23 protein-coding genes and 1 pseudogene are annotated in these 24,295 nt (G+C 60.6%); 14 read left to right on the top strand and 10 right to left on the bottom strand.

Annotation, left to right across the window (positions count from 1 at the left end; translation table 11 throughout):
- From ACD590_RS34940 to ACD590_RS34930, 3 genes are all read right to left on the bottom strand, one after another.
- Window positions 1-1,020 carry an ABC transporter permease gene (locus ACD590_RS34940; RefSeq protein ID WP_047620402.1) on the bottom strand — a complete coding sequence of 340 codons (1,020 nt, stop codon included), beginning with the start codon at window positions 1,018-1,020 and terminating at the stop codon, window positions 1-3.
- Window positions 1,010-2,560 (bottom strand): sugar ABC transporter ATP-binding protein, encoded by a 1,551-nt coding sequence (locus ACD590_RS34935; RefSeq protein WP_439004369.1) that lies wholly within the window; start codon window positions 2,558-2,560, stop codon window positions 1,010-1,012. Before ACD590_RS34935 ends, ACD590_RS34940 begins: the two co-directional genes overlap by 11 nt.
- 65 nt (window positions 2,561-2,625) lie before the next feature.
- Window positions 2,626-3,636 (bottom strand): sugar ABC transporter substrate-binding protein, encoded by a 1,011-nt coding sequence (locus ACD590_RS34930; RefSeq protein ID WP_018246659.1) that lies wholly within the window; start codon window positions 3,634-3,636, stop codon window positions 2,626-2,628.
- A 365-nt stretch (window positions 3,637-4,001) separates the two neighbouring features.
- Between ACD590_RS34930 and ACD590_RS34925 the strand changes: the two genes are divergently transcribed.
- The 5 genes from ACD590_RS34925 to ACD590_RS34905 all read left to right on the top strand — a co-directional run bounded on the left by ACD590_RS34925 (window position 4,002) and on the right by ACD590_RS34905 (window position 8,074).
- Complete coding sequence (locus tag ACD590_RS34925; protein ID WP_018446150.1) at window positions 4,002-4,865, top strand: helix-turn-helix transcriptional regulator; 864 nt, start codon at window positions 4,002-4,004, stop codon at window positions 4,863-4,865.
- Between the two features lie 108 nt (window positions 4,866-4,973).
- Window positions 4,974-5,411, top strand: a complete 438-nt coding sequence (locus tag ACD590_RS34920; protein WP_018246661.1) for a VOC family protein — start codon at window positions 4,974-4,976, stop codon at window positions 5,409-5,411.
- 52 nt (window positions 5,412-5,463) lie between these two features.
- Window positions 5,464-6,510, top strand: a complete 1,047-nt coding sequence (locus ACD590_RS34915; RefSeq protein ID WP_439004368.1) for an ABC transporter substrate-binding protein — start codon at window positions 5,464-5,466, stop codon at window positions 6,508-6,510.
- An 8-nt stretch (window positions 6,511-6,518) separates the two neighbouring features.
- Window positions 6,519-7,307 carry an ABC transporter ATP-binding protein gene (locus tag ACD590_RS34910; RefSeq protein ID WP_439004367.1) on the top strand — a complete coding sequence of 263 codons (789 nt, stop codon included), beginning with the start codon at window positions 6,519-6,521 and terminating at the stop codon, window positions 7,305-7,307.
- Window positions 7,304-8,074, top strand: coding sequence for an ABC transporter permease (locus ACD590_RS34905; protein WP_439004366.1), 771 nt, complete (start codon window positions 7,304-7,306; stop codon window positions 8,072-8,074). The genes ACD590_RS34910 and ACD590_RS34905 overlap by 4 nt, the downstream gene beginning before the upstream one ends.
- A gap of 113 nt (window positions 8,075-8,187) precedes the next feature.
- Here the strand turns inward: ACD590_RS34905 and ACD590_RS34900 are convergent, their stop codons facing one another.
- Window positions 8,188-9,033 (bottom strand): alanine--tRNA ligase-related protein, encoded by an 846-nt coding sequence (locus tag ACD590_RS34900; RefSeq protein ID WP_247264884.1) that lies wholly within the window; start codon window positions 9,031-9,033, stop codon window positions 8,188-8,190.
- A 170-nt stretch (window positions 9,034-9,203) separates the two neighbouring features.
- Between ACD590_RS34900 and ACD590_RS34895 the strand changes: the two genes are divergently transcribed.
- Both ACD590_RS34895 and ACD590_RS34890 read left to right on the top strand, forming a co-directional pair.
- The gene (locus tag ACD590_RS34895; protein WP_018070805.1) at window positions 9,204-9,635 is read left to right on the top strand and encodes an antitoxin Xre-like helix-turn-helix domain-containing protein; all 432 of its coding nucleotides are present in this window, start codon (window positions 9,204-9,206) and stop codon (window positions 9,633-9,635) included.
- Window positions 9,632-10,114 (top strand): RES family NAD+ phosphorylase, encoded by a 483-nt coding sequence (locus ACD590_RS34890; protein ID WP_130719353.1) that lies wholly within the window; start codon window positions 9,632-9,634, stop codon window positions 10,112-10,114. Before ACD590_RS34895 ends, ACD590_RS34890 begins: the two co-directional genes overlap by 4 nt.
- Before the next feature lie 15 nt (window positions 10,115-10,129).
- On the opposite strand, the pseudogene ACD590_RS34885 reads toward ACD590_RS34890, so the two are convergent.
- The 5 genes and pseudogenes from ACD590_RS34885 to ACD590_RS34865 all read right to left on the bottom strand — a co-directional run.
- Window positions 10,130-10,408, bottom strand: a pseudogene (locus ACD590_RS34885) (HlyD family type I secretion periplasmic adaptor subunit); the annotation flags it as partial.
- An 884-nt stretch (window positions 10,409-11,292) separates the two neighbouring features.
- Window positions 11,293-12,279 carry a 4-hydroxythreonine-4-phosphate dehydrogenase PdxA gene (gene pdxA, locus ACD590_RS34880; RefSeq protein WP_130719352.1) on the bottom strand — a complete coding sequence of 329 codons (987 nt, stop codon included), beginning with the start codon at window positions 12,277-12,279 and terminating at the stop codon, window positions 11,293-11,295.
- 31 nt (window positions 12,280-12,310) lie between these two features.
- Window positions 12,311-13,444: an iron-containing alcohol dehydrogenase gene (locus ACD590_RS34875; RefSeq protein ID WP_130719351.1), complete on the bottom strand. Its 1,134-nt coding sequence runs from the start codon at window positions 13,442-13,444 to the stop codon at window positions 12,311-12,313.
- Window positions 13,445-13,802: 358 nt separating this feature from the next.
- Window positions 13,803-14,987, bottom strand: coding sequence for a sialidase family protein (locus ACD590_RS34870; protein WP_439004365.1), 1,185 nt, complete (start codon window positions 14,985-14,987; stop codon window positions 13,803-13,805).
- Between the two features lie 11 nt (window positions 14,988-14,998).
- Window positions 14,999-15,904: a dihydrodipicolinate synthase family protein gene (locus ACD590_RS34865; protein ID WP_439004364.1), complete on the bottom strand. Its 906-nt coding sequence runs from the start codon at window positions 15,902-15,904 to the stop codon at window positions 14,999-15,001.
- Between the two features lie 326 nt (window positions 15,905-16,230).
- Between ACD590_RS34865 and ACD590_RS34860 the strand changes: the two genes are divergently transcribed.
- The 7 genes from ACD590_RS34860 to ACD590_RS34830 all read left to right on the top strand — a co-directional run bounded on the left by ACD590_RS34860 (window position 16,231) and on the right by ACD590_RS34830 (window position 23,756).
- Window positions 16,231-17,865, top strand: coding sequence for an ABC transporter substrate-binding protein (locus ACD590_RS34860; protein WP_439004363.1), 1,635 nt, complete (start codon window positions 16,231-16,233; stop codon window positions 17,863-17,865).
- Between the two features lie 129 nt (window positions 17,866-17,994).
- Window positions 17,995-18,951, top strand: coding sequence for an ABC transporter permease (locus ACD590_RS34855; RefSeq protein WP_003552254.1), 957 nt, complete (start codon window positions 17,995-17,997; stop codon window positions 18,949-18,951).
- A 2-nt stretch (window positions 18,952-18,953) separates the two neighbouring features.
- The gene (locus tag ACD590_RS34850) at window positions 18,954-19,910 is read left to right on the top strand and encodes an ABC transporter permease (protein ID WP_018246674.1); all 957 of its coding nucleotides are present in this window, start codon (window positions 18,954-18,956) and stop codon (window positions 19,908-19,910) included.
- Window positions 19,907-20,914, top strand: a complete 1,008-nt coding sequence (locus ACD590_RS34845) for an ABC transporter ATP-binding protein (RefSeq protein ID WP_439004362.1) — start codon at window positions 19,907-19,909, stop codon at window positions 20,912-20,914. The genes ACD590_RS34850 and ACD590_RS34845 overlap by 4 nt, the downstream gene beginning before the upstream one ends.
- Complete coding sequence (locus ACD590_RS34840; protein ID WP_028732307.1) at window positions 20,914-21,906, top strand: ABC transporter ATP-binding protein; 993 nt, start codon at window positions 20,914-20,916, stop codon at window positions 21,904-21,906. The genes ACD590_RS34845 and ACD590_RS34840 overlap by 1 nt, the downstream gene beginning before the upstream one ends.
- The gene (locus ACD590_RS34835; RefSeq protein ID WP_247264130.1) at window positions 21,903-22,967 is read left to right on the top strand and encodes a four-carbon acid sugar kinase family protein; all 1,065 of its coding nucleotides are present in this window, start codon (window positions 21,903-21,905) and stop codon (window positions 22,965-22,967) included. Before ACD590_RS34840 ends, ACD590_RS34835 begins: the two co-directional genes overlap by 4 nt.
- Before the next feature lie 24 nt (window positions 22,968-22,991).
- On the top strand, window positions 22,992-23,756 hold the full coding sequence (locus tag ACD590_RS34830) for a FadR/GntR family transcriptional regulator (protein ID WP_003549481.1): 765 nt from the start codon (window positions 22,992-22,994) through the stop codon (window positions 23,754-23,756).
- A gap of 82 nt (window positions 23,757-23,838) precedes the next feature.
- Here ACD590_RS34830 and ACD590_RS34825 read toward each other — a convergent pair whose 3' ends face one another.
- Window positions 23,839-24,291 (bottom strand): DUF421 domain-containing protein, encoded by a 453-nt coding sequence (locus tag ACD590_RS34825; protein WP_168299700.1) that lies wholly within the window; start codon window positions 24,289-24,291, stop codon window positions 23,839-23,841.
- Window positions 24,292-24,295 lie beyond the last annotated feature (4 nt).

The raw sequence follows: 24,295 nt of genomic DNA, 5'->3' as shown, positions 1-24,295 counted from the left end.
TCAGGCCTCCTGTCGGCGCAGCAGCGTGGTCGCGGAAACGACGATGAGAATGAGCACACCCTGGACGCCGCTGACCAGCGTGCTCGAAATGTTCAGCAGCTGGAAACCATTGACCAGGAAGCCGACCAAAAGGGCCGAAAGCAGCGTTCCGGTGACCGTTGGAACCAGCCGGCGCGAAAAGACCGAGCCGAGCAGGGCCGTCACGACGACGGGCAACAGCATCTCACCGGCACCGGTCGTGCTGCCGCTCAGATAGGAAACCGACAGGATACCAGCGATGCCGCCGGAGACGCCGCTGGCGACGAAGGCGCCAGCCAGCAGCCGGCGAAGCGGCAGACCGGCGGCACGCGCCGCATCCGGGAACTCACCAACGGCGTAGAGACGCAGGCCGAGCGGCGTATATTGCACGATCGCCGTGGTGACGGCCGTGAAGCCGAGAAGCACATAGGCAAGAACCGGGATGCCGAAAGGATCCGAGGCGGAAAGCGCCGATAGGAAAGGTGTCGAGGCCGGCAGGACGGTATTGCCGGTCAGTACCAACTCCAGACCGGCGACGACGTTCATGACGGCAAGCGTGGCCAGCAGCGGCACGATGCCGGCATAGACGACGGCAATGGCATTGACCGTGCCGATCAGGGCGCCGGTCAAGATTGTCGCGGCAATCGCCGTCGCATCGCCGTAGCCGAGTTGCGTCAGGCTCGCATAGACGGCGGCGCTGAGACCCATATTGGCAGCGAGCGACAGGTCGATGCCACCGGTGACGACATTGGAGCCGCCGGCGATCAGCACGATCGTCAACCCAATGGCCAGCACACCGGAGATGGCCGATTGGCCAAGCACGTTGCCGATATTGCCGATGCTGAGGAAATAAGGTGCGGTCAGCGAGAAGATAATCAGGATGGCGGCGAAAGCGATCAGCGATCCGAAGCGCAATGCCGCAGCCGCAATATTGCCGGCCGGGCGGGGAGGCGGTTCAGCAGCGGAAAAACCGGAAGGCGCGAATTCCACTTCAGCCGACATGGCGATGTCCCTCGGATGATCCGGTCGATTGAGCCAGCACCGCATCCGTCGTGGTCTCCGACGATATGAATTCCCGCACCACGCGGCCGCGGAAGAGCACCAGGATGCGATCGGTGATGCCGATGAGTTCGGGCAGATCCGAAGACAGCACGATGACCCCGGCGCCGCGCGACGCGAGTTCGCCGATCAGCGTATAGATCTCGACCTTGGAGCCGATATCGACGCCAACCGTCGGCTCATCGAGGAGATAGACCTCGGAACGGCGGCTCAGCCACTTGGCGATGGCGATCTTCTGCTGGTTGCCGCCCGAAAGCGTGCGCAGCAGGGCATCACGCCCGTTGGTCTTCACCTGCAGCCGCGTAATCAGAGCGTCCACTTCTCTCTGTTCGCGTCTGCGATCGAGAAAGCCAAAACGCGTAAAGCGGCCAAGGCTCGAAAGGCTGATATTTTCCGCGACGCTGAGGTCGAGCGCGACGCCGTGGCGACGCCGGTCTTCCGGCACCAGTGCGATCTCGCGACCGGCTGCCTGGGTGGGATTGGTGAAACGGGTGGTCTTGCCGCTGATCTCGATATGGCCGGAAGCCGGGGTCTCCAGACCGAAGAGAGTGCGGACCAATTCCTTTGCGCCGGAGCCGAGCAGGCCTGTGAGGCCGAGCACCTCGCCGCGGCGAAGCGTAAAACTCACGTCGCTATATTTCCCTGGCGCCGACAGCTGCTCGAGCTTGAGGATTTCCTCGCCCGGCGTCACCTGCGGCTTCGGGAACATCTCCTTGATGTCGCGCTCGACCATCAGCCGGGCAATTGCACCGGCCGAAGTGTCGCCGATCGGCAGGGAGGCGACGTCGAGGCCATTGCGCAGCACGGTGACGTGGTCGCAGAGCTCTTCGATTTCGTTCAGGTAATGCGAGATATAGATGATGGTGACGCCTTCGTCGCGCAGACGGCGGATCAACCGGAAGAGGATATCGGCCTCGCGGCGCACCAAGGCGGCCGTCGGCTCATCGAAGACGAGCACTTTCGGCTGATTGAGGAGGGCGCGGGTGATTTGCACGATCTGTTTTTCGGCAGTCGACAATTCGCTGATCAAGGCGGCGTTCGGCAAGCGGATACCGAAATAGTCGTTGAGAATATCAGACGCGCGGCGCTGCATCAGTCGGCGGTCGAGGAACGGCGTGCCTGATATCCGCGGCTCCCGGCCGAGGAACAGGGCTTCGCCGACGGTGAAGGTCGGCACCAGCAGTCGATCCTGGTGAATGAAGTGGATGCCAAGCTCTTCGGCAAGATGTGGTGTCAGCCTGTCGAATGTTTGCCCTTCGATCTCGATCCGGCCGCCATCGGGCTGATGGAGACCGGCCAGCAGCTTGATCAGCGTCGACTTGCCGGCTCCGTTCTGACCGACGAGACCGTGGATGGTGCCGCGCCTGACGATCAGCGACGCACCGGCAAGCGCCTGCGCGCCGCCAAAATGCTTGACGATGCCTTCAAAGCGGATGATGTCGTCGCGTGCCGTCACCGGCTGCTTCAATGAAATGGCCGTCATGTCGATCTCTCCCGGCGGGCAGATTCCGAGCGATCTGGCGACGACCGGATCGCTCGGGTTCAATGTCAGCCGATGCCGAGCTTCTTGGTGACTTCGCCGACATTGGTCTTGTTGGCGAGCAGTGCTGGAACATAGGTCTCGCGCGGCAGCGTCTGGCCGGCGAGCAGCTTGGCGACGTTGCGGATGGCGGTGCGGCCGATTTCTGCCGGCTGCTGGGCGACATCGGCGCCGGCCGGGGAATTCGGATCGGCGATGAGCTGGAGTACCTCAGGGCTGCCGTCAACGCCGTAGGTGCGGATCTCGGTGCGCCCGGCAGCCGCCAAAGCCTGGGTCGCGCCAAGCTGCGGAATGTCCCAGGCTGACCAGATCGCCTTGATCGAGCCCTTTTCCGGATATTTGTTGAGGATTGCCGTGATCTGAGTGAAGGCGTCCTGCACGGTGTTCGGGATGACGTCGCGCAATTCCGGCTGGAGGATTTTCACCTTCGGGAAATATTTGACGACGTTGACCAACTGGTCGTAGCGGATCGCGCAGGGGGTTACGCCGTAGAAGCCGTTGAAGACGACGATGTTGCCTTCGCCGCCGATATCGGAGACGAGCTGCAGCGCCAGGTCCTTGCCGATGCCCCAGTTATCGGAGGTGGTGTTGTTGATCGAATTGGTCGAGCCGACGTCGACGGTCAGAACCGGGATCCCGGCATCGCGCGCCTTCTTCAGCCACGGATCGATGACGCTGAGCGTGCCGAGGATTTGAACGATCGCATCCGGCTTCTGGGCAATCAGCGTCTGCAACTGCGAGACCAGCTTGCCGTCATTGCGTCCGGCATCGACGGCGATCGGCTCGCCACCGAGTCGCTTCACCTCTTCGATCTGGGCATTATAGGCTTGCAGGTCGAAGAAGTGATCGGTGCCGGTCGCGCTGATGGCGATGCGTTTGCCTTTCAGCGACTGCTCTTCGGCTGCAAGAACCGGCTTCCGCCCGACCAGCGAAGCACCGGCGACGGCAACCCCGGCCGCGGCAGACAGTTTCAACAGATCTCGTCTTCCGAGACCGCTTCCGGACTTTTCGATGCTCATTACCATTCTCTCCAATTCAGTTATGTCTATAAATTAAGTAGACTAATGAGAATAGGGAGAAAGGAATTTCCAAAATGACGCTCTCCGATGAAAAGAGTGGACGGAGCGAACGCTCATTTCCGGCCGCGGTTTCCCGCGAGCGGGCCGATCAAGAAGAAACATGCACTGCATAATTCTTGCGCATGCGACCAAATTTGCCGAGGGTGAACTCCTGCGAGGCCGTGGTGCCGTGTGGGCGACGGCAGGCGGAAAATCAGGATTTAACGGGCACCGTCGGGTTTTATGCTGCGACGTTGATATCCAGCGCGAAGCTTGGCTCCACTTGGCGCGCAACTTGCCTCTCCCCTGCTAGGGAGAATGAAACAATGCCCGACATCGACCCGCAGATTTTCTCAATAAGCCGGCCATCCCTCGGAGGCTACAAGGCCTTCGTTCAACGCGACATGATCGTCGAGACCTATCGCAGCGCCGCGGGGCAAATGATTTCGAGGGGCTCCCTTCATAGAATTTCGATCAACCGCACGGCGCACGGCAAATATGCCTATCGGCTTGGAAGCGGGGCATTCCGCAAAGTTGAGAGGCCGCCGTTCACCCTGGGATTTCAACCGGCCGCCACCGTCCTTGAAGTCGATGGCGATGCGGCGGACTATATCTCGATCTTCCAGTCACCTGCGCTCTACAGCAGCATCGGCGGCTCTCGCTTCGATCCCGAGCATTGGGATAGTGATGCGCTGAGCGCGACGACTGATCCGACAACGCTGCAGGTCGCGCTCTCCCTTGCGTTTGCCGCCGAGAAGACCGGGCGCGACGACCCGCTTTTGATGCAGCATCTGGGGATGGCGCTCGCCTGCTGCGTTGTAAAGCTGCTAGGCGCCAAACCCGAAGTCGGCGATCGTCCGCTGACATCGGACAATCTCCGGCGTGTGATTGATTACATCGAGAACCTGCTTGGCAAATCCGATCTGAGTGTGGAGGAGCTGGCCGGGGTGGCCCATATGAGCCCCTTTCACTTCAGCAGGGAATTCAAACGGGCGGCCGGCATGGCACCGCATCGCTTCGTTCTCGAACGCAGGATCGAGCGGGCGCGACTTTACCTCGCCGATGGCAAGGAGACGCTCGCAAACATCGCTTATGCCACAGGCTTTTCCAGCCAGGCGCATTTCTCCAGCGTCTTTCGCCGCCTGATGGGGGCGACTCCGAAGGAATACCAGCGTTCGGTCCGTCTTTGAGCTAGCACCCGCCGATGGCAAATCAGCAATTTTGCGAAAGATAACCGCACGAATTTGAAATCTCTTGAGGCTGCGGTCTGCGAGGCTTTTCCGATCAGGAGGCCCCATATGACCGCTTTTGCGCAAACCAATCCGATTACCGACATCTGCTTTTTGGTCGAGGATATCGACAAAGCATCGTCCTTCTATGTCGACCGGCTTGGCTTCAAACCTCGCCGCCGGGCTCCGGGCTTTGCCGATTTCAAAGGAGCGGGCGTGACGCTGGCGCTGTGGGAGATCGAACATATCGCCGAGAATACCGGCGTCTCAAGCCGCCGCGCCCCTCCAGGTGCGCACAAGGCCTGCGCGGCCATTGAGCTCGCCTCGCCAGAGCAGGTCGATGCCGCCTATGCGGAGCTGAAAGCTGCGGGCGTGCTCTTCCACGCACCGCCGCAGGACTATGTCTGGAACGCGCGATGCGTCTATTTCGCCGATCCTGACGACAATCTCTGGGAAATTTATGCGTGGTCCGCAGGCGGCCCGATCGGTGACATCGACCCGCAATAGCAAGCGCAATCGGCCGGTCGTCCAACAATCCAACAAGGGGAAGGCAAGCAATATGAACGGGGATGACAAACAATTCGTGGTCGGCAGGCGTACCGTCCTGAAGGGCGGAGCCTTTGCCCTTGCTGCAGCAACGGCAGGGATCAGCGTGTTCGTGCCGCGTCAATCGAATGCCGCCGCATCCAAGGTCGTCATCAAATATGACTGGCTGATGAGCAACGGACAGATAGGCGATATCGTCGCAGTCAAGCAAGGCCTGTTCGAGGCCGAGGGTCTCGACGTCGAGTTTTCCCCTGGCGGTCCCAATTCGGCAACGGTGCCGCCTGTGATCACGGGTGATGCGCAGCTCGGTCAATTCTCGGATTCGGCGCAGCTCCTTCTTGCCCGGTCATCCGGCGTGCCGATCAAGATCTTCGCCTGCGGTTTCCGCATGGCGCCTTTCGCCTTCTATTCGCTGCCCAAGGCGCCGATCCGCACCGTCAAGGATATGGTCGGCAAGCGCATCGGCATCCAGCCGACGGCCCGTTATGTCCTTGATGCCATTCTGCTGAAGAACGATATCGATCCCTCGAGCCTGACCATCACCAATATCGGCTTCGACATGACGCCGCTGATGACCGGCCAGGTCGATGCCGTGACCGGATGGATCACCAACACGCAGGCCCTTTCCATCATCGGCCCCGACCGCATCGATCTGATGATGAAGGACACGGGCCTGCCGTCCTATGCCAACGTCTATTTCGCCACCGACGATGCCATAACCGGCCATGCCGAGACACTGGCAAAGGTGCTGCGTGCCGTCGCCAAGGGCTGGGCCTGGACGCATGAACATCCTGAAGAGGCAGTCAAATTGACGGTGGAGGCCTATCCGCAACTCGATCTTGCCGTGGAGCTGCAGACGGTGCCGCGTATATTGTCGCTGAGCTTCGATGCGACAACAGGCAAGGATGGCTGGGGCAGCTTCGATCCGGCCGCTCTTGCCGAGCAGATTTCCGTCTACGACAAGATCGGCCAATTCAAGAGCGGCGCGCCGAAGCTGGAGGATTGCTATACGACTGCGATACTCGACATGACGGCGGGCGACCGTCCGAAGATTGCGTGAGAGCGGATTTGCCTGAAGCAGCGGCCATCGAAACCAGGGATTTGGCTGTCGGTTATGCCGGCGCTGTCGAGACGACCCGCATTCTGTCCGGCGTCGACCTCAGCGTCGGCAAGGGTGAGTTTCTGACCATTCTCGGTCCTTCCGGCTGCGGCAAGTCGACCTTGCTGCGTGCGGTGGCGGATCTTCTTCCGCCGCTTGACGGGCAGTTGTCGGTGCTCGGCAGGACAGCGTCGGAGGCGCGCCGGAGGCGCGAGGTCGCCTTCGTCTTTCAGGATGCAACGCTGTTGCCCTGGCGGACCGTGAGGGAGAATGTCGCGCTGCCGCTGCAGGTGGGGAAGAAGAGCGTCCCGCGATCGGTCGAGCCGCGGCCCGACCATTGGATCGAACTGGTCGGCCTGTCGCATCTGGCCGACCGCTATCCGCATCAATTGTCCGGGGGCCAGCGCCAGCGCGTCGCCATAGCGCGCGCGCTTCAATGCGAGCCGGATATCCTGCTCATGGATGAGCCTTTCGGTGCGCTCGACGAGATCACCCGCGAACGACTGAACGACGAGCTTCTAGACGTCTGGCGCCGGACCGGCACGACCATCCTGTTCGTGACCCACAGCGTCATCGAGGCGATCTATCTCGGCGGACGCGTGCTGGTCCTGGCGGCCAATCCAGGCCGTGTCCAGGCGCTGATCGATCTTACGCCGCTGAAAGACGAGCGTGGCCTCTGTCGGCGCGAGAGCCTCGATGTCCAGGAGACCGCAGCCCATCTGCGCCAATTGCTGCAGCGGGGGAGTTCGGCTGCATGAGGCACCGTCCGTTGTCATTCACCGAGGCGATCGGCCTTCCTGTTATCGGCGCCCTTTCGCTGCTCCTTGCCTGGCAATGGCTGGTGCCGGCGCTCGGTATTCCCGGTTATATCGTTCCAACGCCGCTGGCGATCCTGCGCACGCTTGGCATCGAATGGCGCTTCCTTTTGTCGAATGCGATCCCGACATGGGGCGAGGCGGGCCTCGGCTTCCTCCTGGGCAATAGTCTCGCCGTGATCCTGGCGGTTGCCTTTGTCTATAATCCGCGGTTCCAGGCCGCCTATTTTCCCGTTGTCCTGCTCTTCAACACCATCCCGGTGCTGGCGCTCGCACCGATCATCATCCTGATCTTCGGCCTCGGCATGCTGCCAAAGGTCATCATCGCCGCTCTCATCTGCTTCTTCCCAACCCTGGTGAATACCGCCCGGGGCCTCAATCTGGCGACTGCGAGCGAGCTTGACCTGATGCACGTGCTTTCGGCGAACGGGTGGGAGACCTTCTGGCGCTTGCGCGCCCCACGGTCTGCCCCCTTACTCTTTGCGTCGCTGCGCATTTCGGCGACCACCTGTGTGATCGGCGCGATTGTCGGGGAGTGGATCGGTTCGAACCAGGGGCTGGGTGCCGTCATCATCCAGTCGACATTCAACTATCAGGCGGAAAGGCTTTTTGCCGCCGTCGTGCTCGCCTCTTTCTCCGGCATCGTCTTTTATGCCGCTGTTGCCCAGATCGAGCGGATTTTCCGTCGGCTGCATCAGGGGCAAGGCTGAAACCTCGGCGCGAACGAACGCCGCCTGGGCAAACTGGAGGCGGCCGAAACGCTGACGCTTTCCAGGATATGGCAAGGCCTCCCGCTGTTCTCTGCGGGAGGCCTTGCGCCTTGCTACTCGTCCGCGGTCTCCCGGATGTCGGAGAGATCGATGCCGTGAGTGTCGAACCACCAGTCGGGACTCATCTCTGGATGCCGGTCACGCAGACGCAGATATTTGGCGCGCAGCCGCTTCTGGCGCTCGACCTCTTCTGTGAAGAAGGGATGATCGAGCGTGCCGCCCATCTTGTGGATGCGACGGAGCAGTTTTCGCAAGACGTATCCCTGCTCCTTGTTGCCCGGCCGGTAGCCGCTTTCCACGATTGTCATGACCGTCTCGCACAGCTCTCCGAGCGCATCGTCTTGCGGCGTGCCGTTGACGATCATGTCGAGACGCTCGAGGCCGAAGCCGACGTCGATGCAGCTTCCAAGCGGATTGACGATGTTTCCGATCTCGACGCCGTCCTTATAGAACTCGGTGCAGTATCCGCTGATGCTGCCATCGCCCCACATGCATTCCGGATCCGGCACGATGGGCACACGCCCGCCATAGAGCGGCGTCCATTCCACCAGACGATCCGGATGGATCGTCACATGATCCGGCACGAGCCCGAGCGTTCCCAGAAACTCGAGCCAGAAATCGATGGCGCTGCCGACGGTCATTTCCCTGAACGAGAAAAGGCCGAGCATGGTGAAATGGAGAAGATGAGTTCCGTCGCCGATCTCGTCGAGGTCGCCCATGCGCAGGCAGGCCTGGCTGTTTGCGACGGTTCCACTATGGGAGGGATCGGAGAAGAGGGGCTTGTACTGCTGCATTCCAGCGCTGCAGAAGAGCGTGGTATCGTCATGCGGCCGTACGGATTCGATGCGTATGAAATCAATGCCCTTGGAAAGGCAGAAGTCTTGATATTGCTGGATCAGGCGTCCCGCGGTGACATAGGCAACCTCCTTCGTTGTTCGTGCCTTCGGAAAATATAGAGGTCTCCGGCGCGCAGGGCAATCCGCTGCTATCGGAGATAAGCCGGATCGGCGCTATTGATCATTGTCTCACTTGAGACTAAATATAACATCAAGTGAAAAGGACCATGACCATGATGGGATTTGCAGTCATCGCCGATGTTCTCGGATTGCCCGCCAGGGAGCCGGCGTCGCGTTCGGCCTTCGGCCTGCTCTCCAGCATCGAGGAAGGTTTGCCGGTCAAGGCGCTTGATCGCATGGCGCTCCTCCTGGCGCCTGATGATACCCAGTTCAAATACCGGCTCGTTCCAAAGGCCACCTATGAGCGGCGCAAATCCAAGCATCGGCTCTCTTCCGACGAGGGCATAAAGCTCGCGCGTCTGGCGCGCGTCTGGGGATCGGCGCTCGATGTCTGGCAGACCGAGACCGAGGCACGTGATTTCCTGTTTCGTCCGCATGCGATGCTGGAGGACAGGCGGCCGATCGACGTGGTCATCCAGAGCGAGATCGGCGGCGAACTCGTGCTCGATATCCTCGGAAGCCTGAAATACGGCAGTGCTGCGTGAACGCACAGCATCTCGACCGCACGCTGACATCCGTCCGCATCGGAGATCCCAGTGGAACCTATCCGATCTTCGACGCCACCGGCTCGACCATCGCGCCAGGGCGGTGGAACACTTCGGGCAGCCCGATCATCTACACGAGTGAACACTATTCGACAGCGCTGCTGGAAAAGCTCGTCCATGGCAGCGGGCGGCTGCCGCCCAACCAGCACTATGTCACAATCACCCTGCCGCGTGGGCTAAGCTACGAGGTCTTCTCCGAGCCCGCGCTGCCCGGCTGGGACAGCATGCCGGCCGCCGTCAGCAAGGCTTTTGGCGAACGCTGGTGCCAGGAAAAACGCAGCGCCATCTTGCTGGTCCCAAGCGTCGTCGCCCGCGTCGACCGCAACATATTGATCAATCCCGCCCACCCGGAATTCCTCTCAATCACGACAAGCCTCCACCAACCCGTCTTCTGGGATCGCCGTTTGTTCGGTATGTGATGGGTTCGGGGCAGGCTAACGTTCTTGCATCGCTTCCGAAGCAACTTCAGCCAGCGGCGAGTAGAGATATTCGAGAATGCGCCGGCTGCCGGTCTTGACCTCAACGGTGACGGACATGCCCGGTGAGAGCGCAACGCGCGTTCTGTCGATGTCGATGCTTGCGACATCCATCGGAAAGACCAGGTTCTGGACGCGTTGTGCATTGCCGATCGGGATCACGCTCTGCAGCTCCTTTGCCGGCTGGCTTTCCACCTGCTGCGCATCCGGTTGAGGAACGGCATCAGTCGCGACCCGTCTATCACACCTCCCAATCCAAAATGTCAGCCATTTAATTCCTCGAGAATTCGTTACGTGATTATTTCTGCGTTTGCATTTTTGAGATGACCAGGAATAAAACTAAAATAATTCCCAACAATATCAAAGACCCAATTAAATTTACAAAGTACAATACAGAAAATTTATAAGCCTTCCCGCCAAACAGCAACTCAAGTACGTAACATTTAGCAATCGAGCAAGCGTTAAAAATAGGAGCGTTAAATGTAATCAGACAATAAATAAAGTAGATAATGGCGAATAAATAAAGGGTAAAAAATAGATGTTTAATAGTAATTTCTCCGGATGGCATTAATGTCGAATCACCACGAAGATTCTTCTCAAGGAGATATGTTGATACGAAGCATATGGTTATGAGGAACTGCCCCGCAATTAACACGATTCGTAGATCGTAACTTGACAAAAACAGCATAGAACTTGCGGAAATGATTCCTAATGGAAATAAAAAAGCAGTGACAAAACGCTCTCCAGTCATTTCTCTTCGATGTACTAGAGCTGCGGTGGTCACATAGGCCGACCATATCGTGGCTACGATTGGAACCGGTCCGATGACCCAAGGCAGACTAAAAGAAGGCATAAATTCCCCAAATATACCTATCAATATCTTGATCGACCTAAGGCTTATGGGGCCATAAGGGGATTTTATTAACGCATGGCGTGCAATTCGTTCGCCGGCGATTTTTACGAATGCCTAACTCTAGTAGAGTGTCAATGCCCGCTGATGTATCAAAATAGTTATCGCGCTGGATTTCCTGTGTGTAAGGGGCGCGACGCGGCAAAGCTCTAAATTTTGGTGGATTATAGAATAGCGGCTCTGCTGCGTCCGCACTCCTCGGAGGTTCCAATCACGCTTCTCGCCGCGGCGAGCGGGCCATCAGCCTGGCATAGGCGATGGCCGAGAGCATGTTGACGTGGTTGGCCTTGCCGGTGCCGGCAATGTCGAAGGCGGTGCCGTGGTCGACCGAGACGCGGTCGATCGGCAGGCCGAGCGAGACGTTGACCGCGGTGTCGAAGGCGACGAGCTTGATCGGGATATGGCCCTGGTCGTGATACTGGGCGATGACAAGATCGAAGGCGCCGTTATAGGCGCGGGCGAACACCGTATCGGCCGAGATCGGCCCGACGACGTCGACGCCTTTTGCCTGCGCCTGCTCAACGGCGGGCGCCAGGAATTCCATGTCCTCGGTGCCGAACAGGCCGTTTTCGCCGCAATGCGGATTGAGGCCGGCGACGGCGATGCGCGCCTTGCGACCGAGCCGCAGGAAGTGCTTGTGGCCAGCTTCGATGGTGGCGAGCACCCGCTCGGTCTTGGCGCGCTCGATCGCACCCTTCAGCGAGATATGGGTGGAGACGTGGATGGTGTTCAGCCGCTCGGAGGCAAGCAGCATGAAGGAGCTCTTCGAGCCGGTGAGATGAGCGAGAAGCCCGGTGTGGCCGTCATGGTGATGGCCGGCGAGGTTCATCGCCTCCTTGTTGATCGGCGCGGTGACGATGACATCCGCTTGCCCCGACATGGCGAGATCGACGGCGCGGGTGATATAGCGCACCGAGGCATCGCCGGCGACGGGGCTGACCTTGCCGATCTCGGGTAGGGCCGCGCCGAGCGCGACCTCGTCGACGGCGATCCTGTCGTCACTGGGTGCATCGGCGGGCCCGAACCGCAGCCCGGCGCCGGTGACGCGGTCGGCGCGCTCCAGCGCTTCGACATTGCCGACGATCACGAAATCACGGCGCTCTTCCCTCGGAAGGGCTGCCAAGGCCTTGACGATCACCTCGGGGCCGACGCCGGCCGGATCGCCGAGCGTCACGGCGACTTTCGCATTCCTGTCCATCGATCGAGTCCCTTCTAAAAAACCTTACCGCTTAAAAGGCAGCCGCGTAAATCGCGCGAATGTCGGCGCGAGAGAGATCTCGCGGATTGTTATCGAGCAGACGGCGAATGGCAAAGGCGTCGTCGGCCATGGCGTCGAGATCGGTTTCCGGCACGCCGAGGCCGGAAAGCTTCATCTCGATGCCGAGTTCGGCGCAGAAGGCGTAAGCCGCATCGAAGACGGAGGTGATGTTCCCGGAGATTTCACGCCCAAGCGCTTCCATCACCGCCTTGGTTTTCTGAGGCGCGGACGGTGTATTGAAGGCGAGAACATGCGGAAAAATCAGCGCATTGGCCGCGCCATGGGCCACATGCCAGCGCGTGCCGAGGGGATAGGCAAGCGCATGGCCGCCGGCGGTATTGACCGGGCCGAGGCAGAAACCGCCGTAGAGGGAGGCGAGCGAGAGGCCGGCGCGTGCTTCGGCGTCGTTGCCGTCCTTGACGGCGCGGGCGAGATATTTGCCGACGAGGCGCGTTCCCTCGATCGCATAGATGTCGACCATCGGATGGGCCTTGCGGTTGGTGAAGGCCTCGACGCAATGGGCCATGGCATCGACGCCGGTTGCCGCCGTCGTGCGGGCAGGGACGCTGAAGGTCAGTGCCGGATCGATGACGGCGATGTCTGCCAACATATGCAGGCTTTCCACCGCAAGCTTTGCCATCGTCGCGGGGTCGGTGACGAGCGCGCGAATGCCGGCCTCGCTGCCGGTGCCCGATGTCGTTGGCACCTGGGCGAGCGCCACCTTGCGCGGCCCGTGCACCTTGTTCGGACCGACGACCTCGTGCAGCGTCTGGGTGGAGCCGGCAAGCACTGCCGCAAGTTTTGCCAGATCCATGGCGCTGCCACCGCCGAAGCCGACGATCAGTTCGGCCTCGGCGGCGTTTGCCGCCGCCAGGACTTTTTCGAGATTGGCTGTATCCGGTTCGGGCGTCACGTCGGCAAAGACCGTAACCTCGCCCTTCAGCTCCAGCACGTCGATGCGCGAAGCGTTGAAGGCATCGGAGATAACGAGCGTGCGCCGATAGCCCTTTTCATCAGCCCATTTGCCCAGCTTTCCCGCCGTGCCGACGCCGAATTCGATCAGATGCGGCCGAACTATCGTGATTGGCGAATCCAAGCTGGCCATGAACCAGTCCTCCCTGCAAGATCTTGCGGCAATATCCTCGCCCTCTTTAATGTAAAGTTGTAAGATCAATGTCAAGCCAGCATTCCAAAGGGCGGAATTTTTTATCTTTCGATGCGCGATCTTGTCGCGCTTCAGGCTAGCGTAGACATGCAACTATCGATAAGAATATCAATGTGTTATAAGAACTGTATCGATGAAAACGGCATTTCAGGCACGGCTGGCCATCATCTTGCGACGGCGGCGAATAATCCGATCTTGTTGTCAATTTCTGCCGCCAGTCAACCCTCAGCCGTTGCCATCCTGCATCTTGCCGCATGCGGTCGGACGCAGGTTTACAATTTTCCGGCTGCCGTATTGCTCAGGGCAGGGATTGCGTGGCGAGGCTGATATATTTGATGGCGCGCCGGTAATAGGTGTAGGCGATATGGAGCGTGCCGTCGCCGCCCTGGACTATCGAGGGGTAGGAGAATTCGCGGTTCAGCGAATCCTTCGAATTGTTGCTCAGGCAGAGCCCGTCGCCGGTATCGAGATCCACGCGATGCGGAAAGCTCTTGCCCCCATCCCTTGATATCGCAAGGCTCAGCGGCGCACGCGGAACACCCCAGACGGCCTTGCGGAGGTTGCCCGCAACAACAGCGGTCACTTCAGCTTCGCCGCCCTCGATTTCGTCATAGAGGGACTGGCGCCGCGCATCCGACATGGCGGCATTCGAATGGTTGTAAACCATTGCGATTGCTCCGTCATTTAGGATTGCGGCCTGGATCGAGGAGTTGTTGTTCGGCAGGTCAGCGGCCTCGGGTGCGCTCCAGGTCTCGCCGCCGTCGGATGATCGGCTGGACAGGATGTTTTCGGCGAAACGATTGCGGTAGAAGGCGATCATCTCGTCGCCGCCAAGCGGCAGGATGTTCATGTGCACGGCGCCGAGACTGTCCGGAATATCCCGCATCTGCCAGCTCGCGCCGCTATCACGCGACATCAGCACGGCTGCCGTATCGGCATCGCCGCTCCAGCGCTGGCCGTTCAGGCCGACGCAGCGGAAGACCGGAAGCAGCCAGTCGCCCCGACCGTTCACGACGATCTGCTGGCGAACGAAGGTGCCAGGGCTGTCGCAGAGGATTTGGACCGGGCCGAAGGTCTGGCCGCCATCGCTTGAAATCCGGCATTTGACAACAGAACCGTCCTGATTTCCGGAAGTCTGCGAGGTATAGAGCAACCATACTTTTCCGTCCGGAGCGTTGAAAATCAACGGGTTCTGTTCGGATTTCTCCGGGTCGTCGCTCATCTTTTCAGGTTCCGACCAGCGCTCGGAGCCAAGTGTCAGCCGCGACATGTAAATCGAAATGTCGCCCATGCCCTCCATCGTGCCGCCGAACCAGACGCAGGTCAGCGTGCCGTCGGGCAGAAAGGCGAGATTTGCGGCATGGTTCTGGATGCAGGGGGAGGGCAGATAGGCCTCCGCGCGACCCTCGACAATGGGGTGCGGGGTGATGGCCCCGGTCATCAGGGCCGGAACGGCTTCCGGAGGCAGGCCGGTGAAGTTCATGGCGGATCTCCTCAAGGCAGCTTGGCATAGCTTTCGGCGAGCGCGGCATAGTCAGCATCGCCGAGCGGCATCAACGGCGCGCGCGTGCGCTTCCACGCGGGATTGCCGGTCTTCAGCCCCACCATCGCCTTGATGGTCGGGATCTGGACGTAGGAATTGGAAAGCGTGCGATAGGCATTGATGCGGGCCTGTGCCGTCTCGACGTCGGCGGCGCGCGCCTCGTCATGGACGTGGTCGTAGACGGTGCGCAACGAATTCGCCACGAGATTGGAGGTTGCGGTGATGCAGCCGGCGCCGCCCGCTTTCAGCAGCGGCAGCAACAGCGGGTCGGCGCCCGCCAGCACCGAAAAACCGGGATAGGCGCCGATGATCGCCTGCATGTTGTTGAAATCGCCGGCAGATTCCTTGATGCCGACGACCGTTTCCGGGAACGCCGCAATCAGCCGTCCGATCAGCGGAATGGACAGCGGCACGCCTGAGACCTGCGGAATATGATAGAGGATGACCTGCAGCCGCGTGTCGGCCACCTTATCCAGCACCTGCGAATAGGCGGCGAAGAGACCGTCGTCAGAGACGCCCTTGTAGTAGAAGGGCGGCAGCATCACCACCTTGGTGACGCCAAGCGACAGCGCGTGCCGGGTCAGTTCCACGGTCTCGGGAATGGCGACGACGCCCGTGCCTGGCAGAAGCCTGTCAGCAGGAATGCCGGCCTCAAGTGCTGCTTCCAGAATGGCGCGGCGCTCGGCTCCGGAGAAGGAATTGGCCTCGCCCGTGGTTCCGAGCAGCGCCACGCCGTGGCATCCCTCGGCCAGCAACTGCCGGCAGTGATCGGTGAATAGTGCGAAATCCGGCCTGTTGTCCGCCGTCAGTGGCGTTGCGGAGGCGCTGAAAACGCCTGTAATCCTGTGATGGCTCATTTCGCCCTCCTCGGCGCGTCCTGTCTGGGGATCCGTGTTCGAACCGGCCGGCTGCGCATTCCAATTGTCATTCGTCTGTCGCGATGGAGTGCAAAGAACTTTTCCATCGCCGCGCTTTTGTCAAGAAGACAAAATGCTGTGATGCAGCTTCGAAAAGTTATCTATCTGTTATAACTTATATATTTTTAGAGGAAAATTTTGTTGGGATCGAAATTGCGATTTTTTGTTGACATATTTACAATAACGAGAGAACGATACGGAACGGATTGTGCTGCGCCTGGCAGGTGCAGGGAGAGCGCTGCCGAATTCACTCTGGGAGGAATGCCATGTCTGATCAATCGGATAAAACCAATATATCACGTCGTAACGCGCTGAAGCTCGGCCTTGCAGCCGGCGTCGGCCTCACCGTATTCGGGATGAATGCCCGCATCGTTATGGCCGATGAAGGCCAGGTCCTGAAGGTCGCAAATCCGGCCTTCGACCAGGACTGGTCGCCGCTGCGCGGCGGCGGCAGGACGTTCCGCTGGAATTCGATCTGGTGGGCATCGCCGATGTATTTCGACAGCCAAGGCAATATCAAGCCCTACGTCTTCACCAGCTGGGAATCGGCCGACAACACTGTCTGGACCTTCAAGCTCGACCCGAAGGCTGTCTTCTCCGACGGCAGCAAGATCACCTCGGCCGATGTCAAGGGGTCGTGGGAAGTCTCCTCGATGCCGAACACCAAGAACCAGCGCGCCGACCAGGTGCTGAGCAGGGTCAAGGGTTACGCCGAAATGGCCGCCGGCTCCGGCAACGAGCTCACAGGTGTCGCGACACCCGACGAGGGAACGGTCGTCGTGACGCTCGCTGCTGCAGACCCGATCTTCTTCATGCGCCTTGCAAACCACATCGCGCCGATCACCAAGGCGTCCCAGTCGCGCGGCAGCGACGGCGAGGAGATCATCGACTGGTACAAGCCTGACAGTAAGCCGGTCTTCTCCGGACCCTTCAAGTTGACGAGCCTCGATATCGATGCCGGCAAGCTTTCTTTCGAGCCGAATGAGAACTTCTTCGGACCGAAGCCAAAGCTTGCCCGTATTGATATCACCTCGATCGAGGACAATGTCACCGCGACCTCGCTCATCAAGTCGGGCGAGTTCAACGCCCATACCGAACTGATCACCTCGACCATCATTCAGGATCTCGGCCCGGAATTTTCCGCCGGCCCGCTGATCCCGACCAGCCAGCACTTCTGGTTCAATATCTCTCGTGCGCCGATGGACGATCCGAAGGTTCGCCAGGCACTGATCATGGCCGTCGATCGCGATGGCCTGTTCAAGGCTTCCTATCCCGACGGGCCGCATAAGAAGGCGGACCAGATCCTCAACTCGGTTCCGGGTGCGGACAATTCCGGCTTCGAGCCTTATCCCTATGATCCGGCGGCTGCCAAGAAACTGCTTGCGGAATCGACCTACGGCGGTCCGGAGCGTCTGCCGAAGATCCTCTTCGTCGGCATCTCGGGGCCAGCCATTCAGGCTGCCGCCCAGTTCATTGCCGAGCAGTGGCGCCAGAATCTCGGCATCACTGCCGTCGACATGAAGCCGCAGCAGGACTCCTATGCCGGTCCGGATCAGAACTCGGTCCAGATCTTCCGCGACGACGTCGGCACACGCGTGCCGGATGCCGTCTCCTATCTGGCAGGCAGCATCGCCTCGACCTCGTCGAACGCGCAGAACAAACTCGGCGGATACAAGAACGACAAGGTCGACAGTGCCCTTGCCGAAGCGACGACCAAGGCTGCGGATGATCCGCAGCGCATTGCTCTCGCACAGGAAGCTCAGAAGGCGTTCCGTGAGGATTGGGCCTTCATTCCATGGTATTCTCAGGCGATGTCGCGCTGGGCCACCAAGGACGTCAAGGGCCTGGAAAAGAACCTTGACTGGCAGGTCGTCGAACCCTGGAACATTTCCATCGGTTGATCGGCGGAAACCGTCCCTGTCGGCAATAAACCGCGCGAAGGCCGCAAGGCCTTCGCGCAAGTTTCAAGAAAAAGAGATGCGATCGCAGCCAAAAGCGGGAACGCATCGAACAACAGGTGGGAGGTGGCCTTGCTGCGCTACGTGCTAACCCGATTTGCCATCTGGATTCCGTCCGTTCTCGTGGTGATGCTGGCGGTTTACGCGCTGGCCTTCTATGGCGCCGGCGATCCGATCAAGCTGATCTTCCTGCGCGCGCCGGGCGACGTTGCCTATAATCCGCAGCGCATCGAAGCCATTCGCGAAAGTGCCGGCCTCAACAAACCCTTCATCGTCCAGTTCGGCCTTTACATCTGGAACCTGCTACACGGCCAATTCGGCAACTCGCTGACATCGGGCCGTTCCGTCTGGGCGATGGTCTCGGCCGCCGCACCCGTCTCCTTCCAGCTTGCCCTCTGTTCCATCATCCTGACCGCCGTCGTCGCGATCCCGCTCGGCATGATCGCCGCGCTGAACCAGAATTCGCGCATCGACTATGCGATTTTAGGCTCCGCACTCTTCCTCTGGGCGATCCCGGCCTATGTCGCCGGTCCGCTGCTGATGGTCGGCCTCATCGTGCTGCTGCCGGGTGCGAGCGTGCCCTACGGCTGGGGCGGCATCCTCGATGTCCGTATCCTGCTGCCGCTGCTCGTTCTTTCCTTCCAGCCGATCGCGTTGATCGTTCGCCAGACGCGTGCCGCCGTCATCGAGGTGCTGTCGGAGGATTTCGTCCGGACCGCCCGCGCCAAGGGCGTGCCCGAGATCATCGTGGCGTTACGCCATATCCTGCGGCCGGTGCTGACGCCTGTCGTCACGCAACTCGGCCTGATCATGATCACCATCGTCAACGGCGCAATCTTCGTCGAACTCGTCTTCGGCCTGCCGGGCCTCGGCCGGTTGACGGTGCAGGCGCTGATCAATTCCGATTATCCCGTCATTCTGGCGATCACGCTGATCGGATCGTTCCTGGTGATGGTCTCGAACCTCCTGGTGGATGTGCTCTATCCGCTGCTCGATCCACGCGCCAATGATTCAAGAAGGAGCCGCTGACCATGTCCGCCATCCCTCTTTCCACCATCGAAACCGTCGAAGAGCCGGTCAGCCTGTGGCGCGACGCCTGGTATCGGTTGAAGCGCAACCGGCTCGCCATCTTCGGCCTTGTCGTCGTCGTGATCCTCGCCTTCACGGCGATCTTCGGGCCTTACCTCACTCCCTATGATTATCTGAGCCAGGATCTCAACGCCCGAAACGTCCTGCCGTCGATGAGCCACCTCTTCGGAACCGACGATCTCGGCCGCGACGTCTTCAGCCGTGTGGTCTTCGGCACGCGCACCGCTTTCCTCGTCGCCGTCATCGTCACCGTCTTTGCCGTGCTGATCGGTCTCGTGCTCGGTGCCGTCGCCGGTTTCTTCGGCAATCCGTTCGATCGCGCCATCATGTGGCTAACCGACGTAACGATGTCGGTTCCCAACCTGCTGCTCGTCGTCGTCATCAACGCGTCGTTGAAGTCACCAATCAGCAAATGGATGGAGGCGCGTTACCTCGCGACCCTCAATCCCTTCTACCGCGAAACTATGTGGGTGGATTTCATTCTCGTCTTCGGGTCGATGGCGCTGATCTCCTGGCCGCCTTACGCCCGTCTCGTCCGCGCCCAGGTGCTGTCGATCCGCAGCCGGCCCTATATCACCGCGGCCCAGGCGCTCGGCCTATCGAACTGGATCATCATTAAGCGTTATGTCATTCCGAACGCGCTGGGGCCCTTGATCGTCTCGGTCAGCGCCGGTCTCGGTACGGCGATGGTGCTGGAAAGTGCTTTCAGCTTCCTTGGCGTCGGGGTCAATCCGCCGACGCCGAGCTGGGGCAACATGATCTCAGACGGCCTGCGTGTTTGGCAACATTATCCCCACCTTCTCGCCGCTCCGGCGGCCGTGCTCGGCCTTGCCTCGGTTGCCTTCAGCTTCCTTGGCGACGGTCTCAACGACGCGCTCAATCCGCGGGGCAGCAAATGATGGACACGAAAAACACCAACCGCCTGCTCGATGTCAGGGGCCTCACAGTCGAAATCGATGGCCGCAACGGCCCCGCCATCGTCGTCGACGGCATCGATCTCCATGTCGACAGGGGCGAGACCCTTGGCGTCGTCGGTGAGTCCGGCTGCGGCAAGAGCCTGACGATGCTCAGCCTGATGCGGCTCCTGCCAAACAAGATCAATGTCACCAAGGGATCGGCCACATTCGACGGCCGCGACCTGCAGACGATGTCGAATAGAGAGCTGCGCAAGGTGCGCGGCGGCGAGATCGGCTTCGTCTTCCAGGATCCGATGACCTCGCTCAATCCGGTGATGCGCGTCGGTGACCAAATCTGCGAGCCGCTGATCTATCACCGCGGAATGAAAAGGGCGGAGGCCCGCAGACGTGCGGTTGAGCTTCTGCGCCTTGTCGGTATTCCTGGCCCGGAAGAGCGCCTGCAGGCCTATCCACACGAACTTTCCGGCGGCATGCGCCAGCGCGTGATGATCGCAATCGGCCTTGCCTGCAATCCGAAGCTTTTGATTGCCGACGAACCGACGACGGCGCTCGACGTCACCATTCAGGCCCAGATCGTCGATCTGGTGAAGGATCTCAGGACCAAGCTCGGCATGTCGGTCGTCTGGATCACCCATGACCTGGCGCTGATCGCCGGCCTCGTCGATCGCGTCGCCGTGCTTTATGCCGGCACGGTGGTCGAAGATGCGCCGGTCGACGAGCTCTATGCCCGCCCGAGCCATCCCTATACGCGCGGCCTGCTGTCATCGATCCCGAAGCTCTCGGACCCGCCGGCAAGCCGGCTGAGCTCGATCGGCGGTACGCCGCCGGAGCCTGGCCGCCGGCCGAAGGGCTGTCCGTTTGCGCCGCGTTGTCCGCTTGCCGAAAACATCTGCCACGAAAAGGTGCCGCAGCTCGAACCGCTGAGCGGCAGCAGCAATCACCGCGCTGCCTGTTTCGTCGTCCAGAGAATGCAGGAGGCCGCATGATGGGTGCTCAACCGCTGCTCAAGGTCGAAAACCTGGTCAAGCATTTCCACGTCAAGCTCGGCGCCTTTGGTGAGCGTTCGGCGACCGTCTATGCGCTCGACAATGTCAATCTCGACATCATGGAAGGCGAGACGCTGAGCCTGGTCGGCGAATCCGGCTGCGGCAAGTCGACGACCGGTTTTACCATTCTCAACCTCTACAAGGCGACCAGCGGCAAGGTCGTCTACAAGGGCCAGGATCTCGCGACGCTCGATGAAAAACAGATGCGGCCCTTCCGCCGTGACCTCCAAATCGTCTTCCAGGACCCGTATTCGACACTCAATCCGCGCATGACGGTGGGCGAGGCGATCGGCGAGCCGATCCTCTTCCACAAGCTTTGCACCAAGGCGGAACTGAAGGAGAGGGTGGCAACGCTGCTCACCGATGTCGGCCTGTCCACGCGGTTTGCCCAGCGTTACCCGCACGAGCTTTCCGGCGGACAGCGCCAGCGCGTCGTCATTGCCCGCGCGCTCGCCTGCCAGCCGAAATTCATCGTCTGCGACGAGGCGATTTCGGCGCTCGACGTGTCGATCCAGGCACAGATCATCAACTTGCTGCTCGATCTGCAGGAAAAATACGGGCTGACCTATCTCTTCATCGCCCATGATCTCGCCGTCGTGCGCCATATCAGCACCCGTGTCGGCGTCATGTATCTCGGGCGGCTCGCTGAACTTGCCACCCGCGAGGAACTCTTCGACAATCCGCTGCATCCCTATACCAGGGCGCTGCTGTCGGCCGTTCCGGAGACCGATCCCGAGCATGAGCGCACACGTCAGCGCCAGATCCTGCAGGGTGACGTGCCGAGCCCGCTGAACCCGCCGTCGGGCTGCCGTTTCCACACGCGCTGCCCAATCGCCATGGATGTCTGCAGCAAGGTCATTCCCGCGTGGAAGGAGGCGAAGCCCGGCCATCTCGTCGCCTGTCACGCCGTCAACACCGGACAGACCGCATGACGCTGAAGGCCGTTATCGTCGCCGATGATCTGACGGGTGCGCTCGATACCGGAACGCCCTTCGTCGAAGCCGGCCTTTCGGTTGCGGTCGCCGTCGATGTCGAGGCCGCAGAGGATGCGATCGCCACTGGCTGTGACGTTGTTGTTATCAATACCGCCTCTCGCGCGCTCGGCGAACCGGAAGCTGCCGAGAGGGTCCGCTTCGCGACCGCGGCACTTCATGGCGTGAAGCCCGCGGTCGTGATGAAGAAGATCGACTCGCGGCTGAAGGGCAATGTCGCGGCGGAAAGCCTAGCGCTGGCCGATGCGCTCGGCCTGGAGACTATCCTCGTGGCGCCCGCTATTCCCGATCAGGAGCGTGTGACCTGTAGAGGCTGCGTCGTCGGCCGCGGCGTCGACAAGCCACTGCCGATCGCCGATCTGTTCGAGGGCCGTGCGGGCAATGTTGCCGTTGCCGATGCGGAGGACGATAGTGATCTCGACCAGATCGTTGCCGATCATGACTGGCGGCTGACGCTTGCGGTCGGCGCACGGGGTCTGGGTTCCGCACTTGCCCGTCAACTCGGCGAGACGGGGCGGCAATCGGTGCCGGAGTTTGCGGCGACCCGGCGTACCCTGTTCGCCTTTGGCTCGCGCGACCCGATTACCGCTACCCAAATGGACCGGCTCGAAGCCTCGGGCGTTCTGCGTATGGTGGTTGACGCGCCGATGGGGCAGGTCGAAGGCGGGGAGGGCATGGCGCTGCCGGCGTTGCTGCGCTGCACCGGCGATATGGCAACCGATGCAACACTTGTCGCCCGCCATTTTGCGGCTGGCGTCAAAACGGCCATCGACGATACGAGGCCTGACATGCTGATGGTCGGAGGCGGCGATACGGCGCTTGCCGTTTTCCAGGCGCTTGATGTCAGGGTGCTGGTGCCGAAGGGCGAAATCGAAGCTGGCGTGCCGTGGTTCGAAGTCACGGCAGCCGACGGGCGGCATTTTCGGTGCGCCGTGAAGTCGGGGGGCTTCGGCAATCCCGATAGTTTGCTAAGACTGGTTCTTTGGAATCGGGCGGCATAGTAAGATACCGCCGGGGAGAATGACGTGGCTGAAGTGAATGGCGAATCTTTGAACGCGGAAGCCGGCCCACCGGGCAAGCCCGAACGCGGCAAGGCCGTCAAGCTGGTCGATCGCGTCTTCGACCAGTTGCTCGAGCGTATCCGCGGCGGAAATTATCCGCCGGATTCCCGCCTTCCCGGCGAGCATGAGCTTGCCTCCATGCTGGGTGTGTCGCGGCCGATCGTCCGCGATGCGCTGGCGCGCCTGCGCGATCAGGGCATGGTCTATGCCCGGCAGGGCGCCGGCACCTTCGTCAGTGCGCATGGATCGCCGACGACGCAGCTTGCCTATTCACCGGTCAAGACGATCGCCGACATCCAGCGCTGCTACGAGTTCCGCCTGACGATCGAGCCGGCGGCGGCCTATTTTGCCGCCAAACGCCGCAATGAGCAGGCCATTCAGAAGATCGCCAGCGCGCTTGCGGATCTGCGTGAGGCGACCAGCCACCAGCTTCATCGCACCGACGCCGATTTTCTCTTCCACCGCGCGGTGACGGAGGCTGCCAACAATCATTATTACACGGCCTCGATCGATGCGCTGAAGGCCCATATCGCCGTTGGAATGCATCTCCACGGCCTCTCTTTGCTCGGCCCTCGCCAAGGGTTGGAACAGGTCTATGAAGAGCACAACGCCATCTACAAGGCGATCGCCGATGGCCGGCCTGACGATGCACAAAGACTGATGAAGGCGCATCTCGAAGGCTCCCGGGACCGTCTGTTCGAGGGCAGGGTGCTCGACCTATCCTTCTGACACGCATTCCAAGCGGCTATCAACTCAAAAATGGTAGAGAGTTCATGCCCTTAACTCGGGATGTCTCCTTCGTCGTCAATTGTCAGCCGGATTTCTGCTTCTTGATGATGCTGATGTTGCCGCTCACTTCGAGGATCGCAAATTTTATCTCCGTCACGCTCTCGATGCCTTCCTGGCTTCGAGCCGCTTGCATGACATCTTCCTTCTGCAGCCGGGCGCCTTTGAGCGCGCCTTCATCGTAGACGCCATCCGTCACCAGAATGGTTGGAACACCATCGATGATATGAGCTGCGCGAGGCCACCAACTCTTCACGTAAGACAGGCCGATGTCGGTCGTAAACAGCGTGAGGATCAAGATGACGGCGTTGGTGATCGAGAAGTCATCGCCTAGCATCGCCTGCTGGGTGGTTTCGGAGATCACCAGCACGATCACCAGATCGAACGGTGTCATCTGGGCCAATGTCCGTCTTCCCGACAAGCGGATGATCACGAGCAGGGTGAAATAGATTGCCAGTCCGCGTAATACCGCATCCACCGTG

The organism is Rhizobium sp. 862_C5_N1_2 (assembly GCF_051811205.1).
Classification (GTDB): domain Bacteria; phylum Pseudomonadota; class Alphaproteobacteria; order Rhizobiales; family Rhizobiaceae; genus Rhizobium; species Rhizobium leguminosarum.
Note: the sequence above shows the minus strand (reverse complement) of the source record. Positions and strands in the feature narration are given on the sequence as shown.

Bases quoted from the DNA above. Each gene is read 5' to 3' on its own strand.
- ACD590_RS34940 (WP_047620402.1), bottom strand. From the start codon at position 1,020: ATGTCGGCTGAAGTGGAATTCGCGCCTTCCGGTTTTTCCGCTGCTGAA.
- ACD590_RS34935 (WP_439004369.1), bottom strand. From the start codon at position 2,560: ATGACGGCCATTTCATTGAAGCAGCCGGTGACGGCACGCGACGACATC.
- ACD590_RS34930 (WP_018246659.1), bottom strand. From the start codon at position 3,636: ATGAGCATCGAAAAGTCCGGAAGCGGTCTCGGAAGACGAGATCTGTTG.
- ACD590_RS34925 (WP_018446150.1), top strand. From the start codon at position 4,002: ATGCCCGACATCGACCCGCAGATTTTCTCAATAAGCCGGCCATCCCTC.
- ACD590_RS34920 (WP_018246661.1), top strand. From the start codon at position 4,974: ATGACCGCTTTTGCGCAAACCAATCCGATTACCGACATCTGCTTTTTG.
- ACD590_RS34915 (WP_439004368.1), top strand. From the start codon at position 5,464: ATGAACGGGGATGACAAACAATTCGTGGTCGGCAGGCGTACCGTCCTG.
- ACD590_RS34905 (WP_439004366.1), top strand. From the start codon at position 7,304: ATGAGGCACCGTCCGTTGTCATTCACCGAGGCGATCGGCCTTCCTGTT.
- ACD590_RS34895 (WP_018070805.1), top strand. From the start codon at position 9,204: ATGATGGGATTTGCAGTCATCGCCGATGTTCTCGGATTGCCCGCCAGG.
- pdxA (WP_130719352.1), bottom strand. From the start codon at position 12,279: ATGGACAGGAATGCGAAAGTCGCCGTGACGCTCGGCGATCCGGCCGGC.
- ACD590_RS34875 (WP_130719351.1), bottom strand. From the start codon at position 13,444: ATGGCCAGCTTGGATTCGCCAATCACGATAGTTCGGCCGCATCTGATC.
- ACD590_RS34870 (WP_439004365.1), bottom strand. From the start codon at position 14,987: ATGAACTTCACCGGCCTGCCTCCGGAAGCCGTTCCGGCCCTGATGACC.
- ACD590_RS34865 (WP_439004364.1), bottom strand. From the start codon at position 15,904: ATGAGCCATCACAGGATTACAGGCGTTTTCAGCGCCTCCGCAACGCCA.
- ACD590_RS34860 (WP_439004363.1), top strand. From the start codon at position 16,231: ATGTCTGATCAATCGGATAAAACCAATATATCACGTCGTAACGCGCTG.
- ACD590_RS34850 (WP_018246674.1), top strand. From the start codon at position 18,954: ATGTCCGCCATCCCTCTTTCCACCATCGAAACCGTCGAAGAGCCGGTC.
- ACD590_RS34845 (WP_439004362.1), top strand. From the start codon at position 19,907: ATGATGGACACGAAAAACACCAACCGCCTGCTCGATGTCAGGGGCCTC.
- ACD590_RS34840 (WP_028732307.1), top strand. From the start codon at position 20,914: ATGGGTGCTCAACCGCTGCTCAAGGTCGAAAACCTGGTCAAGCATTTC.
- ACD590_RS34835 (WP_247264130.1), top strand. From the start codon at position 21,903: ATGACGCTGAAGGCCGTTATCGTCGCCGATGATCTGACGGGTGCGCTC.